Annotated in this window: 21 protein-coding genes; all 21 read right to left on the bottom strand. The window is 66.3% G+C overall.

Annotated features, from left to right (window positions below):
• Positions 1-81: 81 nt before the first annotated feature.
• Positions 82-828, bottom strand: coding sequence for a hypothetical protein (locus WFI54_RS12290; protein ID WP_336653088.1), 747 nt, complete (start codon positions 826-828; stop codon positions 82-84).
• A gap of 12 nt (positions 829-840) precedes the next feature.
• Entirely contained in the window at positions 841-1,551 is a 711-nt protein-coding gene (locus tag WFI54_RS12285) for a hypothetical protein (protein ID WP_336653087.1), read from the bottom strand.
• Positions 1,552-1,562: 11 nt separating this feature from the next.
• Positions 1,563-3,041: a Gp37-like protein gene (locus WFI54_RS12280; protein ID WP_336653086.1), complete on the bottom strand. Its 1,479-nt coding sequence runs from the start codon at positions 3,039-3,041 to the stop codon at positions 1,563-1,565.
• Positions 3,041-3,964, bottom strand: coding sequence for a hypothetical protein (locus WFI54_RS12275; protein WP_336653085.1), 924 nt, complete (start codon positions 3,962-3,964; stop codon positions 3,041-3,043). Before WFI54_RS12275 ends, WFI54_RS12280 begins: the two co-directional genes overlap by 1 nt.
• Positions 3,965-3,981: 17 nt before the next feature.
• On the bottom strand, positions 3,982-6,537 hold the full coding sequence (locus WFI54_RS12270; protein ID WP_336653084.1) for a phage tail protein: 2,556 nt from the start codon (positions 6,535-6,537) through the stop codon (positions 3,982-3,984).
• 13 nt (positions 6,538-6,550) lie between these two features.
• Complete coding sequence (locus WFI54_RS12265) at positions 6,551-6,973, bottom strand: hypothetical protein (protein ID WP_336653083.1); 423 nt, start codon at positions 6,971-6,973, stop codon at positions 6,551-6,553.
• The gene (locus WFI54_RS12260; RefSeq protein WP_336653082.1) at positions 6,916-7,335 is read right to left on the bottom strand and encodes a hypothetical protein; all 420 of its coding nucleotides are present in this window, start codon (positions 7,333-7,335) and stop codon (positions 6,916-6,918) included. Before WFI54_RS12260 ends, WFI54_RS12265 begins: the two co-directional genes overlap by 58 nt.
• Before the next feature lie 84 nt (positions 7,336-7,419).
• The gene (locus WFI54_RS12255) at positions 7,420-8,001 is read right to left on the bottom strand and encodes a hypothetical protein (protein WP_128387221.1); all 582 of its coding nucleotides are present in this window, start codon (positions 7,999-8,001) and stop codon (positions 7,420-7,422) included.
• A gap of 74 nt (positions 8,002-8,075) precedes the next feature.
• Positions 8,076-8,333 (bottom strand): hypothetical protein, encoded by a 258-nt coding sequence (locus WFI54_RS12250; RefSeq protein WP_336653081.1) that lies wholly within the window; start codon positions 8,331-8,333, stop codon positions 8,076-8,078.
• A gap of 18 nt (positions 8,334-8,351) precedes the next feature.
• The gene (locus tag WFI54_RS12245; protein WP_336653080.1) at positions 8,352-8,801 is read right to left on the bottom strand and encodes a hypothetical protein; all 450 of its coding nucleotides are present in this window, start codon (positions 8,799-8,801) and stop codon (positions 8,352-8,354) included.
• A complete protein-coding gene (locus WFI54_RS12240) occupies positions 8,791-9,060 on the bottom strand; it encodes an HK97 gp10 family phage protein (RefSeq protein ID WP_336653079.1) in 270 nt (89 codons plus the stop codon). Before WFI54_RS12240 ends, WFI54_RS12245 begins: the two co-directional genes overlap by 11 nt.
• Positions 9,060-9,410 (bottom strand): hypothetical protein, encoded by a 351-nt coding sequence (locus WFI54_RS12235; protein ID WP_336653078.1) that lies wholly within the window; start codon positions 9,408-9,410, stop codon positions 9,060-9,062. The genes WFI54_RS12240 and WFI54_RS12235 overlap by 1 nt, the downstream gene beginning before the upstream one ends.
• Positions 9,407-9,766 (bottom strand): hypothetical protein, encoded by a 360-nt coding sequence (locus WFI54_RS12230; protein ID WP_336653077.1) that lies wholly within the window; start codon positions 9,764-9,766, stop codon positions 9,407-9,409. Before WFI54_RS12230 ends, WFI54_RS12235 begins: the two co-directional genes overlap by 4 nt.
• Before the next feature lie 20 nt (positions 9,767-9,786).
• Positions 9,787-10,104 (bottom strand): hypothetical protein, encoded by a 318-nt coding sequence (locus tag WFI54_RS12225; protein ID WP_336653076.1) that lies wholly within the window; start codon positions 10,102-10,104, stop codon positions 9,787-9,789.
• Positions 10,104-11,018: a phage major capsid protein gene (locus tag WFI54_RS12220; RefSeq protein ID WP_336653075.1), complete on the bottom strand. Its 915-nt coding sequence runs from the start codon at positions 11,016-11,018 to the stop codon at positions 10,104-10,106. The genes WFI54_RS12225 and WFI54_RS12220 overlap by 1 nt, the downstream gene beginning before the upstream one ends.
• An 11-nt stretch (positions 11,019-11,029) precedes the next feature.
• Positions 11,030-11,395 carry a DUF2190 family protein gene (locus WFI54_RS12215; protein ID WP_336653074.1) on the bottom strand — a complete coding sequence of 122 codons (366 nt, stop codon included), beginning with the start codon at positions 11,393-11,395 and terminating at the stop codon, positions 11,030-11,032.
• A gap of 1 nt (position 11,396) precedes the next feature.
• Positions 11,397-12,602 (bottom strand): head maturation protease, ClpP-related, encoded by a 1,206-nt coding sequence (locus WFI54_RS12210; protein ID WP_336653073.1) that lies wholly within the window; start codon positions 12,600-12,602, stop codon positions 11,397-11,399.
• Positions 12,599-14,065 carry a phage portal protein family protein gene (locus WFI54_RS12205; RefSeq protein ID WP_336653072.1) on the bottom strand — a complete coding sequence of 489 codons (1,467 nt, stop codon included), beginning with the start codon at positions 14,063-14,065 and terminating at the stop codon, positions 12,599-12,601. Before WFI54_RS12205 ends, WFI54_RS12210 begins: the two co-directional genes overlap by 4 nt.
• Before the next feature lie 13 nt (positions 14,066-14,078).
• On the bottom strand, positions 14,079-15,557 hold the full coding sequence (locus tag WFI54_RS12200) for a hypothetical protein (RefSeq protein WP_336653071.1): 1,479 nt from the start codon (positions 15,555-15,557) through the stop codon (positions 14,079-14,081).
• A gap of 34 nt (positions 15,558-15,591) precedes the next feature.
• Entirely contained in the window at positions 15,592-15,807 is a 216-nt protein-coding gene (locus WFI54_RS12195; protein ID WP_336653070.1) for a hypothetical protein, read from the bottom strand.
• Positions 15,808-16,168: 361 nt separating this feature from the next.
• Positions 16,169-16,435, bottom strand: coding sequence for a hypothetical protein (locus WFI54_RS12190; protein ID WP_336653069.1), 267 nt, complete (start codon positions 16,433-16,435; stop codon positions 16,169-16,171).
• Between the last annotated feature and the right edge of the window lies 1 nt (position 16,436).

The following is a 16,436-nucleotide window of genomic DNA, read 5'->3' as shown; positions in this document are numbered from 1 at the left end:
GGACCAGGTGCGCTCCGAGCGTGGCCCCGGCACCCGCAAGCGCGAGGCCGAGACCGATGAAGAGGACCGCAGTTGTTGGCATCATGCGTACTTCGCCTTGAGCTCAAGCCAGCGCGCAAGCGTGACCTCCATCGGCTGCCCGAACTGGGAGGCCAACGCGTTCGCGGCCATTCCTCGGACGCTGTTGGTGTCGAACTCCTCCCAGGAGCCCTTCACTCCTGGACGGTAGATCGCGTACGCGGCAGAGCCGTCCTGGCGTGCGCCTTCGGTGAGCACGATGTAGTGCATGGGGTCGTCCTTTCGTCGTCGCGCACGCGCGAGCGCCGCGACTTTCTGAGACGCGGCGAGCGCCGGCGTCTTGGAAGCGTGGAAGGTGCCTACGGTGAGCGCCTTCGGGCGGAGCGCGCCGAGCACACCCCGCGGGATGAGGTCCGCGATCTGCACCGCGCCCGGGTTCTGGGTGAGACAGCGCAGCATCCCGTTCGCGAGCACCTCGAGCAGGGTCGCGATGTGCGAGAGCGGATACCAGGCCGACCCGTACTCCCAGATCACGACGTCCCCGGCGCGGAGTGGCTGGCCGGCGGGGATCTTCTCGAACCACTGCGCGAGGCCGGAGCGGTCGACGTGGTGCCAGACGTTGCAGGCCCAGCCCGCGTGCGGGCCGGTACCGCCGGCATTCGTGTACGTCGGCCCTGCCGGCACGCCGAGGAAGTTTGTCGCGTAGTGCGACCACTGGTCCCAGCACTGCGCGCCGAACACCTTGTCGACGTCGATCCACTGGTAGCGGACGCGCTGGACGTAGGCGGCGAGGTCTGTTTCGGTGACCATCAGATTCCTTCCTTAGACAGGGCCGACGGCCCGGAACGAGCCCTTTGTTGGGGAAGGTTGCGCACCGAGGCGGATCGACCTCACCCGGAATCCGGCCCCGGTGACCTCGAACAACTGGTCGACCTGCACCGCGCCCCACGGAGTCTCTGTGGAAAAGAGCAACCGGGGCGGGCGAGAGAACGGAGTGGAGAAGAGCACCTGCGTCTGGTCCTGGTAGTACCACCCCGACGCCGTCGCGACCGATCCCGCGAGTGCTGTCGCGAACGTCCCTTCAACGACACGCTCGCTCAACTGCCAGAGCTGCAACTCGGTGGTGCCGGACCGCGCGTAAACCCACGCAACCGGCTCGTCGTCAACGACTCCCACCGAACTGCTCCGACCGGCAGGAAGCGTAGTCGGTGGCGCGGTCTGCGCAGCGTTCGGTCCTGTCGCGCCCGGGATCAGCATGTATTGCGCCGAGCGAGACGCACCCCAGGTGCGGCGCAACACGAGCAGATGCCACTGCCCCGTTGCGGGTGCCGGTACCGTCACCGAGGTGAGGGTGTCGGTCGCGACCAACACCCCGGCGCCCACCGATGCGCGAGGGTCGATGAGCAGCGTCCGCCCGGATGAGCGCACGGGATCCCCGGAGGTGAGCGTGTACTTCTGAGCCACGGCGGTCATGATCTGCGCCCACTGTGTTTCCGAGACGGTGCCCTGGAAGCCCGCGATTGTCATAGCCATCTGGCCTGCTCCTATCTGCTTGAGTTGTCTCTGCGCTGGCGGTCGGCGACCGCGCGCAGCGCGCGCGCCTGCACCTCGTCCGAGGACGCAACCTCGGATCCGACTTGCGGGGTGACCGTCAGCCCGTCCTCACGGGAGAGCGCGATGGTGACCTTCTCGACGCGCTTTCGCAGCACCATCCACCCCAGGTCAATCGACACGATTTGGCCAAGGGTGTAGCCCGATTCGCCGCCGTAGTAGATCTCGCTCGTCTCTTGCAGCTCTACCGATACCTCGGTCTCTGGTGCAGCCTCAGCGAGATAGCGTGCGCCCTGCTGATCGAAGTAGCGGCGGGCGCGATCCTTGTACCCTTGCGGCACGCTCGCATCGACAAAGTAGTAGCGCGGGAAGTCCTCGTAGCCCTGCTGGTTGAGCGCCATGAGCTTAGCCCCGGTGGCGTCCTTGAAGACCTCGATGACGCGGCCATTCTGCTCTCTGCTTGCCTGCTGGCGCTCCTGAAAGATGCGCTGTTCCTGCTCGCCGGGACCGCCCAAAATCACCCGTGATCCCGTGTGCTCGGATATGGACCAGTCGCCGTCGATCACGGTCCCGGCTGCGACCGACAGCGGCACCGGGTAGGGGGTGGGGGCTTGCTCGATCCCGATACGGACGTTCCATGGGCCGCCGCCGATCTCGCCTCGCGCGAACACGTTGAAGCTCCGCTCGGTGGTGGCATCGGCCCACGCCTGGAACGCCGCTAGCGTCTCCCGCAGCGTGTGGAATCGGGGCGAGAACCCGTCAAATCCGTTCGTCCACGGGGGTGCGTCAGTGGGTGACGTCCATGCCTGCGCGTTCACGACCTCGTAGGGTGCGCCGTTCGACGTGCCGAACCCGATGCCGGACGAGAACACTTCCTCTGTCCCGCTCCACAGAGTGCCGCGAGAGAGGTAGCCCACCCGTCTGAGGTTGTTGATCAGCAGGGGGCATAGCAGCTCGCCCGCGAATGTTGGGACGCGCTTCCAACCCCACAGCTCAGCGTTCGTGTAAGGCCACGACCACATGTAGTGGCCGGGATCTAGAAACGGATCCGGGAACGCCTGCGCGGTGTCCTTTGCCGATTCCGGCTCGATCCTCGCGGAGGAGTACAGGCCGCCCCAAGAGTTCGAGTAGACCGCTGGCGTCGGCATAACCCACGCCAGCGTGTTATCGAACACCTCGTCCTCGCTGCGTGCGTACACCGTGATCGGCGCGTCGGGGCGAACCCCGCCGGCACGCTGGTACACGTGCCCGATGAACTCGCACCGGCCACGGAACTTAACGACGACGCCGCACATCTCCCGCATCAGCAGCTCGCGCTGCGGGGAGTCCGCATCGACCCCGATCTCCAGCACGTCAGCCGACGACCGGATCTTCGTGAGCACGACGTGCATCGGGTCACCGAGCACACCCCAGTCCTCCTGGTAGTCGGGAGAGCACAGCCGGATCTCGAGTGAATCGTTCAGCAGTGCCATCAGATCGCCCTCCAGTACTTCGGCCGGTACGTCAGTCGCGCCTCGCCCGCGCCGGCCAGTGTGAGCAGTACCACCTGCACGTCCGGCTCGAAGGTCGGCGCGATCGGGAAGAACGCGCGCCCGGTGAGCTGCGCCGTCACGTTGGTGCCGCCGCTGGTCGCGGTCTTCGCGCGGAGCATCGCCGCCTGCGCGGTTGGATCGAAGTCGATCACGAGCTGCTCTGACCCCGACACCGGGATCTCGGCCGACACGGCAGCCTCCACGAACAGCGGCTGCGTGCTGAAAGCGCTCGCGGGCCCCAGGATCGTGAGCGTCGGCCACGCCTCCACATCACCGGCCACCGTCAGCCCAGTCGAGCCGTCCTGAGCGCCAGGCACGATGTAGAACGGGGGCGCAGCATTTGAACCGCCGAAGAACGGTTCTACGGAAGGTTGCACCGCGGTCACAGCGGTCTGCTCCGGCCCCATCCAAAACGGGTTATCGGCGGTGAGCGCGACACCGACGATCTGTCGGATCTGCGTCGGATCGTGAGCGTAGACCGTAGCGTTCTCGTCCAGGAAAACGAGCAGCTCACGCCACGACCCATCGGGCGCGTACACCCGCCACGCCGACTCCCGGTCCGGGGACAGACAGGCCCAGAAGAGGCGCTGCACGGTCACCCAGTCCTGGCCAGTTTGGCTGAACACGACGGGAAGGAACGCCGAACGGGCGGTAGGTCGAGTGCCTGTACGCACCCGTCCAGCCCCGCGCGGTGTCTCACGCGCGAAAACGTCAATCCCGGGGCCGCCCATACCTTCGATGCCGGTGGCGACGCGAGGCCCGATACCGGACGAGACGACTGCACCCGCTGCCGTCTCGATCCGGTATCGGGCCTCTGTGAGATCCCACACGACAAAGCGTCCTGCCTGGTGGGGGTGCGACATTCTCAGCTCGTGCCGGATCATCGGATACCTCCCACCCCATAGACAGCGTCCGCTCGGCGGCGCTTCTTGTCGATCTCCTCGGCGACGTGTTCGGGGTTGCCGTACACGGGGCCGTTGATCTGCACCACCGTGGACGCACCACCGGCACCCCCGGACGCGGGGACACCTCCCGCCGCTGCGAGGCGGGTGCCGCCGAGCGCAAGATCCATCACTGCCGACACTCTCGTCTGCAGGGAACTCCCACTCCCACCTGAGAAAGCATCAGCCAGCGACGACGCAAGTCCAACGCTCGATGCCTCAACCTTCGAGCGCTGGCTGTCGAGCCCGATGACGAGGCCTTCACCAGTCCACACACCAAGCTGCTTGAACACCTTCGACGGGGAAGCAATGCCGAGGAACGACTTCACCTTGCTCACCATGGAACTGCCGAGATTGGTGACCGCGCGCACGGCGTTTGAGACCATGTCGTTCACGCCGTTGATCAATCCCTGCACCATGTCCCGACCCACTGAGACGAGCCAGGAACCAGCACCACTCAGGGCGGAGACGATCCTGCCGGGCAGGCCCGTCACGAAACTCACTGCGGAGTCGACCCCGGAGCGGAAAGCGCCAGAGACGTTCTGCCAGATACTCCGGGCCGCGCCGAGGAATTGGTCGAGTCCCTGCTTGGCGAGGTCCATGTTGCCGGTGATCAGGCCGACGATGAACTGCAGCGCCCCGCCGAGGGCAAGACCGATCTGCTCCCAGATAGCGGCGAAGAACTGCCGGACAGATTCGAGCCCGGCATTCACCTCGCCCCACTTCTCGGACAGCCACGCGACGACGGGTCCTACAGTCTCGGTCACGGTAGTCGAGAAGTCGTTGAACCAGATGATCAGGGCCGAGATCGCATCGAACACTGATCCTGACGCGCCAGAGATCCCGCTGAGTTCCTCCGCGGTCTCTGCGAGAGTCGAGTCGCCGGAGAGCCAGCCGAGCAGTGCACTAATCTGTTCACCCCATACCCCCCAAGCGTCCGCGACGTCCATCAGGAAGGGGGTGATGGTTTCGAGTGCGTCGACGATGATTGGGAGCACGTCAGTGCCCATCTCGATCAGCTTTGGCAGATTCTCCGCCACAGCATTCGCGAGTTCGATCAGGGAGGGCGCAGCTTCCTTCACGGCGTCGCCAAGTTCGGGCCCAACTTGGTCGATGACTTCGTTCAGGACGGGCACGAGCTCGTCGTTCGCGATCTTCGCGAGTTCCGTCAGGGTCGGCATGAGCGATGTGCCGAGCTTCGCCTGAGCGTTCTCCCACTCAGCGGTGAGGCGCTGCTGCTGACCGGCGAGCGTGTCCGACTCACGGGCGAAAGTGCCCGAGGCATCTGCGGTTTGCTCATAGATCATCGCGAGCGTCTCGTTGGCCTCCGCAGCCTTGAGAGCGTCGCCTTCGAGTTCGTTCAGGCCTTTCGCAGCGAGGCGAGCGTTGATGTCCGCCTGCTTGATCGAAACGCCATAGCGCTCGATCGGATCTCGCTCCCCACGAAGCGCGGACGACAGAGCATCCACCGCATCCGAAGTTTCTCCGCCGAATTGGGCGGACAGATCGGCTCCGAGGGAAATGAGGTTCCCGGTCTGCGATATCACGTCGCCCATGGGGAGACCCATGTTCTTGAGCTGCGCACCGACAACCGTCGCGAACTCCTGATACTTGACCTGCGAGAGGCCTACAGACTGGGCAGACTCGGCCGACCACGCCTTGATGGTCTCCGCGTTCTCCTTGAAGATCGCGTCGACTGCGCCCATCGACTGCTCGAGGCTCGACGCGGCGCTGACCGAGTCCTTCACGTAGTTGATGACCGACGACACTGCGGTGTCGATCGCGTTGCTCACCATCGACGCGATGCCGAGCGCTGCGACGGCCCCAAGGATCAGAGGGGCAGCCTTGCCGATCCCGGAGGCGATGCCGCCAGAGAACTTCTTGCCACCTGAGTCGCCGACCGAGCTGAGTTCAGTCCCCGCTCGGTCAGCTGAGCGTGTCAGCTCACCAAAGCCGCCCTGAGCGCCGTCTGCTGCGTTCTCGACCTGCTTGAGCTCGCGCTCCGCCTTGTCGGTCGCATCCGCGAGGCGCGACTGCGCAGTGCTCAGCTTGTCGGTCGAAGACTTCGTGTCTTCCTGCCTGGCCGAGAGCGTGCGCTGCGCGGCCTGCAGACGCTCCTCAGCGCGAACTACCTGCGACGAATCAGTAGCGTACTTCTTGCGGGCTTCGGCGAGCTGGACCTCGGCAAGGCGCACCTTGCCGGCAGCGTCTTGTTCCTTGAGGCGTGCCTGCGACACCTCGCGTGCGGCCTTCGCCACATCTGCGCGCATGCTCTTCGTGAGCTGCTCGACAGTGTTTTTCGTCTCGCTACCGAACGCGGCATGGAATCCCTTGCCGGAGTCGGCGCCCGCCTTGGTGCCTGCGGAGGCGAATCCTCTCTCGAAGGTGCCCTTGGCTTCCTTCGTGGTCGCATCCACCTCGGACCCCACCGCACGGCGGAATCCCTTGATCGTCGGAACGATCGCGACCTCACCGACACCTACCTGAGTCGCCACAGTGGGCCTCCTCTCAGTCTTCGAGCGAGAACGGTGCAGTGGCGCGCGCGTACTCCACGAGTTCGTCGCGCTCCTCCGGAGTGACATCAGCCTCAGGCGAGCCACGCTCGGGGAACGGGCTCGGCAACTGCACGGGCTCAGCCCCGTCCGGTCGGTAGAGGTTGATCATTCGAGTCGCGTGGAGGATCGATGCGATCTCGCCGTAAGTCGTCGGCGATGCCATGCCGTTCAGGGCCGACCAGTAGTGCGAGCCCGGATGATTCCCGAGCTCATCGATCAGGTCGATCGCTTCTGGCCATGGGATGCCCTCCCCGATATCAGAGAGGGGCACCCCGAACTCGTGCCGGAAGTCGAAGGCAAGCTCGGCGCGATAGGTCTTTACCGTCGCGGCGAGCGCCGCAATTTTCCCAGCGACACCTGCGTCCGCTGCTTCCACGCGCGGAAGAACAGCAACGAGACCGCGATCGCGTCGGCCATATCGATGCCCTTCAGCGTCTCGACCATCTCCTCGTCGCCGATGATCTCGAGCAGCACGAGGAGCTGGTCAAGCTCATCGGCATCGGACTGCGTGCGCGACTTCAGGTCCTGGATCTGGTTGTAGGAGAGCTTGAGGGGGAGCCGGAGCTCGCCTGGATCTTCGAGGCGAACGATCAGCGTCGACCCCGCGATGAAGCAGGGGAAGCGATCGTCGCTGTCGTCCTCGGCGACGGGGATCTCGTACTCGTCGACGTTGAGCAGATCCTCCTCGAGGGGCTCGGCGGTCTCGTCAACGGCGTCGGGGGTCGGATTCTCGGTCATGATGGTTTCCTTCGTGTGGTGGGTGAGCGGTGGGTAGGGGAGTAGCCGGGGCAGCGCACCCACCGAGCGCTGCCCCGGGGCCTGTTACGGGGTGACCGGCGCCGGCGGGATGATCCACTGCCGGTAGTGGCGGTTGCCCACCACCCCCGATCGGTCGACCTTGAACGTGACAGCCTGGCCCTGCACGCTGCCGCGCTCGGACTTGTCGAGCTTCACGAGCTGCACGCCGACGTTCGGCATCGCCCGACGACGGATCCAGCCGCTCTTGAACACCTCATGCGAGAACAGAACGACCCGCTTGTCGTTCGACGCCTCTTCGATGTCGGCGGCACCGTCGGCGTCCGGAGCCTCCCCGTAGAGGAGTTCCTGGTTCTTCGCCTTGTGCTCGGCGAGAGTCGCGGCGATGGTGACGTTCGCGAGGCCGGTGGGGACCGAGTAGCCTTCCTGCCAGAACTCGATCGCGTCACCCGAAGCCTCGCCGGTCCAGTCGAAGCCGCCGTCCTGCTTGATCAGGCCGACCTTCGCGAACGCGGCGGCGAGTTCGAGATCGAGCTCCGCACCCTCCGACTTCGCCGGGATTGCGGTACCGATCGGCGCCCATGCGAGAAACCCTGTGATAGGGATCCCGACGAGACCGATGTCGTTGCCTTCGGCATCTGCTGCCATGGTTCTTCTCCTTCAATGAGAAAGCCCCCGGCAGCGCCAGGGGCAAATGGATGATGGTTTGATGGGTGGTGGGTTTATTCCTCGCCGCCGACGATCGGAGCGTGGATGCCGAGCGCTTCGAGGATGTCCCGCTTGGTGGCGCGTTCCTCGACCTCGATGCCGTGAGCGCGCGCATACTCTGCGATGTCGTCGCGCCGCCACGACATCGACGGTTCAGCAGGTGCGGGCTCAGATCTCGCGAGAACGTCCCACCCGAGCGCGAGATGTGCCGCCACCTCGTCCTCGCGGATCTCGCGCACAGCGCCCTGCGGATGGATGATCATGACCGACATACGGTCCTCCAATCAGGTCTAGAGCGGTTCGGAAACGACCGCGAGCGAGCACGTCATGTACCGCTGCTCGTACTGCGAGTCCTCCGACACTGGGTAGGGGCCATGGAAGTCGATTACAGCCGCGACGGGGGAGGAAGGTCCTGGTCGCGGCGACGCTTTCACGATCGCCTTCACGAGCTTCGCGAGGCGGATCGCCGGGCCCGGGTTGTCCTGAGAGCCCGCGAGACAGACGATCCCGATTCCCGCGTCACCGAGCGACAGGTCGACGTCGTTGATACCGTCATCGCGGACGATCACCTGCCACGCAGGCGGCGGCGTGCTCGGCGTCGCGGCAGGCGGGACCCACCGGCGGTTTGAGACATGCCCGCGCGCTGCGGGAAACTCGGCGCCAGCGAGAGCAGTAAGTCGAGTGCGGATCTCGCCCGTGAGGAAGCGTTCGACGTCGGGGTCGAGGAGTTCACCGGCCACGGCCCGAGCTCCTCACCGCGCGCGCCAGATTCCCGGTGCGAGCCTCGACCTTCATGGAGTGCCGCGCGTTCGCCGTCACGACGCCGACATAGCGTTCCTGCATCTTGCCGCCGGTCGTGATCTTGTTCTTGTAGTCGCCGCCGTCCTCCGGAGCGGCCGATCTCGCTTTCGCAGCAACTCGCTCCGTGGCCTCATCGACGACCGCGCGGACCGGCGCCGAGCGCAGCAGTCCCTCGAAGTAGCCGTTCTGAAACTCCATCAGCCGGTGTCCCTTCGTAGTGGTATCTCACGGATCGGCTGCCATCCCGTCCACGGGTTCGTGTCCGCGCTCGGCATGCCGTCGATCAGGTAGATCACGCCACCCGCGCGGATCCTGTCCTGCGCCTGCACATCGGCGTGTGGGTCGTCCAAATAGAGACTCTTCTCCTCGAGCAGCTCCGCGCGTGCAGCATCGCGCCTGGCCGAAGTCGAGGAGGATGCCACGAAAGCGCCCTCGAGCACTAGTTCGTCCGGCTCATCCCAGTTCCCGATCATCACTGTTGCCGAGTACTCGTCGTACTCCTCCGCGCGTCGAAGCCTGACTACCGTCTCTCCGTGCGGGTAACTCATCGGTACGACTCCGGCCAAAGCCGAGACACTGGCCGCTCCTTCGGGAAGCTGCCTACCGACAGCCCACGACCGTTCATGTTCGAGCAGAGCGCCCGCAGTGCACGGCTCGGATCACCATCGAACGCGGAACTGATCGAGCCGTAATCTACGGACGCCGGCCCGATTCGCTGCGACTTTACGAACCTCGGGCCGCGCTTTTGGATGTCGGTGTAGACGCGGCGAAGGATAGCGAGCGCGTCCTTCTGCTCCTCACTGCCTGCAGCGAACGAGGAGATGCAGGGGGCGATGCCGCGAGCGACGATGAGCACCTCGCGTGCGAGGTCTTCATCGGTGCCGATCATGTCGTGCGTGATCACGTCAACGCCCCCTGTCTCTCTTACTTCTTCGGCTTGCCGACGAGGCCGACAGCCTGGGCGTGCTTGACGCCCTCCTTGGTGAACTCGTCGCCGACGGGGGTCCCGCGGTAGACGTACCGCTCTCCGCCAGCGGCGAGCGGGAGAACCGCGACCGGGGCGGTCACGACGAGGGCCGGTACCTTCGGAGTGGTGGGCTTTGCCGACGACGGCCTCACCGCAGCCTTGTCGGCCTCCGCCTTCTCCGCGGCGGCCTTGGCCGTGGCAGCCTTCTCGGCCTCTGCCTTCTCGGCTGCCGCCTGCTCTTCGGCCGCCTTCGCGGCGGCGCTCTGGCCGGCCATCAGAGGCCCGTCCCGACGAGCTGGGCGCCTGCGAGGGGCTCGGTGACGACCGGCACCGTGACGCGGCGCCCGCGGAGCTTGTAGCCCTCAGTGTCGTCGTCGCGGATGCTCTTGACCTCGACGCCGAAGTCGCCGGCCGAGGCGTAGCCCGGGCTGTTGAGCTTCTCGTCGGCCATGCCGCCCAGCTGGTCCCGATCCACCAGGAGCGGGTTCGGGCCCTGGAAGTGCGGCGTGGTCGCCCAGGTGAGCCCGAGCGCGTCCACCGGGAGGTTGCCCTGCACCGCCGTCGCGCCGGACTCGCGGGGGAGCGCCTTGTCGTCGATCAGCATGCCGATGACCTTCGCGTACTGCGCCGGCCGCAGCACGACCGTGTCGAGCTCGAGCCCGAGGCCGAGCTCCTCTCGCTGGGCCTGGAGCGTGATGATGGACTCGACCGCGGCGCCCGCGGTGTCCCAGTCGCCCGCGTTGAAGGTGCTCGAGACTCGCGAAGCGATCACGGCCATCGCGACGGAATCGACGTAGCGCACGATCGAGTTGCTGACGCGGAGGATGCCGCGGTCGACCGGGGTGCGTCCCTGACGGGCGATCTTCTCGTCGGAGACGATCGTGTCCAGGCCCCACTTGTCGGTCTTCGCGGAGACGACCTCGCCCTCGTCGAGCACGACGAGCGGGTACTCGCCGAGCGGTGCGATGGACTCGGGATCGGCGCCGGCGTCGACGGGCTCTCCGGTCTCGTAGAAGATGCCCCCGCCGGTGGCGTCGAAGCGCCCCTGGAGGAGGTAGTCGGCGATGAACCGCATCTTCGTGATGTCCGCAACGCGGCGCGCGATGAGGTTCGGCCGGGACAGGAACAGGTGCAGCTGCTCCGGGGTGAGTGTCCCCGAGGGGTGGCTCACGGGGTAGGTGTAGGCCATGTCATCTCCTCTCAGATGAACAGGACGTCGATGACGTCGTTGTCGGCGGCCGCGGCCTCGAGGGCGAGGCCGATCGGGTTCTCGGTGGAGCCGAGCGTCTGCGCCTTCCCGGCCGCAGCCGAGGAGACCTTGTCGCCAGCCGCGATGGGGCCGCTCGCGGTGAGCTGCTGCACGCCGCCGGCGCGCGTGAACACGGTCACCCGCTCGCCGGCCTTCGCGTCGAAGCCGGCCACGCCGACCACGCTCGCGGAGTCTGCGGACGCCGGCCCGACCGAGCGGTTTCCGGTTACCTCGACGAGTCGCCCGCCGGTGACGTCGGCCGAGGCGGTGAAGGTCACCGACTGGCCGGGCTTGAACTTGGGCAGGTAGTCAGCCATCTCAGGCCTCCTTGTGGGTCGAGCCGTACACGGCGCCGTACAGGGCGTCGTCGGCGCTGGTCAGGGTGTCGGAGTGGCCGACCTCCTGCACCGGGACGGCGTTCTTGGGGAAGGACTCGAGCAGCGCTGCGATGCCTTCCTCGTCCTTGTCGAGCTGCGCCCGCCAGTTGTCGCGAGCCGACGCGGCGATGCGGCCGTCGCGGAGCGCCGCGGCGACGATTGCGTCGCGTCGGGCGGACTCCTGCTCGCGGCGAGCCTGCGCGCCGAGTGCGGCGTTCCGGCGCAGCTCTTCGAGGGTGGCGGCGTCCATCACGACGGCGCCTTCAGGGATGGCGGCGGACGGTGCCGCCGGGGTCTCGGCTCGCTCCTCGAGCGCCTCGTCGAGCGCTGCGAGCAGCGTCTCGTCGGAGGCTTCGGCATCGGTCACGCCGAGCCGCTCTCGAATGCCAGCCGTCAGATCGTCGTAAGCCACGACGTTCTCCTTTCGGTTGGGGTCACCCGGCTCGGACGAGCTCGGGGGCTTGGGGGAGTCCGCGCGCGCGGCGGCGCGGCGTCCGTCCGATCGCGCGAACACAGACAGGTCGAACTTCGCCTTCGCGGCCTCGGCGTCACCGACGCCCTCGATCCGGTCGGCGAGCTTCTCCGCGACCGCCTGCTCGGCGGTGAGGAACCGGTCCTTGTCCATCTCAGCGAGCCAGTGCTCGACCGGGTCGCCCGACTTCGCGGCATAGATCGACGCGATGTTCCGGTCGAAGTGGTTTTCGAGCTCGTCGGCGACCGCCCGCAGGTCCGCCGCGTCGCCGATGACGACGCCCCACGCATTGTGGATGTAGAGCTGCGTGTTCTGCATCATCACGAGCTCGTCGGCCGCCGCGGCGATGAACGACGCCGAGGACGCAGCGATGCCCTCGACAACTGCGACGACGCGCGCGGAGTGGGCGCGGAGCGCATTCATGATCGCGATGCCCTCCATCACCTCACCGCCAGGAGAGTTGATGAGGAGTCGGATCTCGGTCGTCTCCGCCGGGAGCTCGTCGAGGACGCGGGCGAACTCCTTCGCTGAGACGCCCCACCACTCGCCCCAGCTGTCGATGGGGTCGTAGAGGCGAAGCGTCGCGACGGTCCCGTCGGAGCGGGATGTCGGTGCCTCGGCGCGGATGGGTGTGCGCTGCGCGTCTCCGCGTGCAGCATGTCGGAAGGGGTTCATGCGGCCTCCTCGGGCTCGTTGTTCGGGATCCGACTCGCGTCGGGGCCGTCTCCTGTCAGGTCCGCGCCAGCGAGGCGGATGATCTCTCGCGCTTCGTCTTGCCGTAGCGGCGGCTTGTCGGTTGCGAGGTACACCTTCTGCGCAGTCTCAGCGGCGAACCGCGCCGTTTCTCTTACTGTCAACTCGCCCCCCCCCCCGCTTGCCGAAGCCGCATCGGCGCGGGGCCTGGCGGTCGAGAGGTCCTTCACCGGGGCGCCGAAGCGTTCGCGCAGCCACGCCTCGAGGGGCTCGTCGACCTCGATAGCTCCGCACTCGATGAGTGCCCGGATCGCCTCAGCTGTGATTGGCTGCTGCTCACCGATCGATGCGGGTACCAGTCGCGGCGCCGGCTCCGACGTGCCCCAGTTCAGGTCGACGATGTCCTCGATGACGTGCTGGTTGGTCACGTCCGCGATGTGCTGGGCGACGGCGTTCAGAGAGTCCGTGAAGAAGTTCGCGAACGTCGACCCCAGTGCCCAGGACCCTGTCTCTGTGCCGAGGTTCAGGAAGTGCGCGAGCACCGCGCGAGCGATCTGCTCGTCGTAGTACCTGATCGGCTTGTCGAGGTCTGGGATCTTCCCGGTGACGCCGACGAACTGCAGCGTCGAACCGTGAGCGAGAGAGGCGCCAGCTGCGTCACCCGCGCGCGCACTCTTCGCGATGCCCAACCCGCGCTCGATCTCCTTCTCAGCCCAGGCGGCAATCTCCTCGTAAGAAGCTCCCTCCGGTGGAGGAGCCGCAGTGAACACCGGCAGCCCGAGCCCGTTCCGCTCTGCGGCGAGCGCCTGGATGCGCAGCACCCGGTCCTTGAGGATCCACATCTTGTACGCCGACCGCAGCAGCGACTCGCCGATCCAGTTCGCGCCCTCACGCTCGTTGGTGAACGCGACGAGGCGATCGACAGGGATCTTGACCTCGCTATGCCCATCGCGGCCGTGCTGCGTGATCGCGACGAGGCCACCGTCTTTCGCTACCTCGATGTCGGAAATCGTCCGAGGGGGACGCCACGCGAGCTTGCCGAGATGCGTTGCGCCAGTGCTCTGGTCGTACACCTGCTCGAAGAAGCTGTGGCCGTAGACCAGTTCGAGCAGCGCGAGCCGCAAGAACTCCTTGAACGAGAACCGGCCCTTCGTTCTCAGCGGAGCGACGAACGGCTCGCCCTTCACTGGCAGACCGAGGTCCCCAGCGACGTGGGCGACGACCTCGGGTCGGCAGCCTGATCCATCGATAACCCACTCGGTGCGCATGATCGGGAGCGTGACGGCGCGCAGCACCGATTTCACCTGGGGGTCCTCGCGGCGCATCCGGTCGAACACATCGATCGACTTCGGCCACTGCAGATCGGGGTTCTCCTCGTGCGTCTCCGCAGTGAGCTTTCCCCAACCGAGCATCCCGGCGTCCGCCTGGTATCCGATCTCAGCCAAGGCGGGCCTCCTCTCAGAACCCCGCCGAACGGAGGTCCACTTCATTTCGTGCGATGCTGTCGCGGGTCAGAACCGCAGCCCTTGCAGGCGGCGGCGTTCGCTTCTTCGGGGAGGCTTCGGACTTGATGACGCCCCACACCGCCCACGTCACGGACTGGGCGTGCGAGATCGGTTTGGTCGGGTCGGACGGCTCCCACGTGAAGCCGGCGCGGCCGATCGCGCGGGTCGTTGCGAGCTCGAGCGACTTCGTCACCTCGGCCTGATCTCGGTGCAGCACGAGACCGTCGTTCGACATCTCGATGAAGATCGAGTGCGCGGCAGCGAGCTCGTCGATACTCATCGGCAGGTACTTCACACCGACACGGTCGAGGTCCGCGAGGATCATCGCCGCGTTCTTCGGGTCAACCACCACGAGCGCATTCCCAAGCTCTGCCTTGAGGGTCTTCACTTCGTCGGCGACCCAACGCACCTTGCGGTCGGTCTTGTGGTGCTCGACCGCAATGTGCTCGTCGTCGACGCGGATCGCTTTCGAGATCGTCGCGTACCCGCCGCCACGGCCGACAGCGACCGCGATCACGCCGCCGTCACCCTTCACGGGGTATTCGCCCGCGACGCGCTTCCACACCGCGATGTCGAGCTCGGAGAGCTGCACGGCTTCCTCTTCGCGGCGGTTCGGCCAGATCGAGAAGCGCAACCGCTTCACCGACTCAGGATCAAGACGCGAGATCTCGTCCTCGATCGTCGCCCGAGTCAGCCCCGGACGGTAGCCCAGGCCAGGATTCCCGGCCCGCCACACCTCGGGATCTCGAATGTCGATCTTCGCCGCGACGTCGGGATCGTGCGACCCCTTCGGGTTGAACTCCGCCCACCCGGTGCGCGGGTCTGTGCCCGCGCGGCCACGGTCGCGCACCCCTTCGAAGTACTCCGAGTTGTTCAGCTCGTCAGGGACCGTGCCGGTGAAGAGTGCCTGCGTGTTGTCCACAGCCGACATGGTCGGCAGCAGCGCATCCATTGCGGGTTGCGGGGTCTCCTGCGCCTCGTCCACGACGAGGACGTCGACGGTGAAGCCGACACCCGCGTTTCGTGACCTGGCCATAAAGATGAGGCGGTTGCCGTTCGCGAGCTCGAAGCCGCGCCACTGGTTGTTGTCCTTGATGCCACGCTCACCACCGAGCAGCTCACCCATGAGCAGAGGCGACGAGGTGATGACCCGCTTCAGGCGCCGGAAGGCCTCGATGGCGGTCTTTACCTCGTGCGCGGAGTGCAGGATCGTCTTCGGCTCCCCGTCAGCCTTCGGCCACAGGAACAGGTGCGCGAGCTCAAACGGCAAGATGATGTTGCCCTTGCCGTTCTGCCGGCTCACGAGCACACCGAACTCCGTGCACACCCACCGCTCGGAGCCGTCGATTGAGAGAATCGCGTCGAGCGTGAGTTCCTGCCACGGATCCTCGCGGAGGCCGGCGACCGCAGCGAGGTCGAGAGCCTCGCCCACCCGGGATCCGGCCCGGTCCGGGATGCGGAGGAGGCTAGGCTCCTGCAGCCCGAGCAGCTTCTCGCTGCTCCCGCTCTGCCCTGGCAGCAGCAAGCTGGTCTTCAAGGGTGACCCCCTTCGTCGACTGGCCATTGCCCTGAATCTCGGAGATCTCCCGCAGGATCTCCCGCTGCTCCCGCAACGCGAGGTACGCGCGCGTCGGATCGGACGTCGTCAACGCGGCAACCACCGACCGCGACTGCTCGAGCATCTCCCGCAGCGTCTCCAGTCGGGAAACGTGCCCCTCAGGCGTCGTCGGCGCCGGATCAACAGGAACCGGTGCCTTATCGGCTTCGCGAGCGACCTGCTTCTCCCGCCGAACCTCCGCCGAGTTCGAACGCTCACGCGAATTCGCGCGCTTCGCATCCCTACACGCATCACACACCGGCGACTTCTCCCGCAGATGCCGCCGATACGCCGCGTACGTCCCACACGGGGCCTTCGGACGCGCCATATCGCACCCCCTCAACTCAATTCGCACCCCACACGAATTCGCACGGGGGGATTCCTGCCTCGGCCGAGCGGGAGAGTGGCAGCGGAGGGATGGATCTGGATTTTTCAGGGGGAGGGGGTCAGGCGTCTGGGCAGTCGAGGACGCACTGCGCGGCACTGCGCCCTTCGGGGCAGGCGTGCGGGTCGTGCGGGATGCTCTTCAGTTCTTCGCGGAGCGCTGCGGCTGCGCGTTCCAGTGCTTCGGCGATGACGATGCGCCCGGATTTCGTGTCGGAGGCGATGACTTCGCCGGTGATGGGGATCTCGATGGTTCCGATCTCGAACGGTGTCCCGTTGAAGATGGATGCGTGGAGCTTGATCGAGATCATGCCGAGAGTGGTGGCCATG

It is taken from the genome of Leucobacter sp. MMO-125, from assembly GCF_037148395.1.
Classification (GTDB): domain Bacteria; phylum Actinomycetota; class Actinomycetes; order Actinomycetales; family Microbacteriaceae; genus Leucobacter.
The sequence above is the reverse complement of the archived record's forward strand: the minus strand, read 5'-3'. Positions and strand labels throughout refer to the sequence as shown.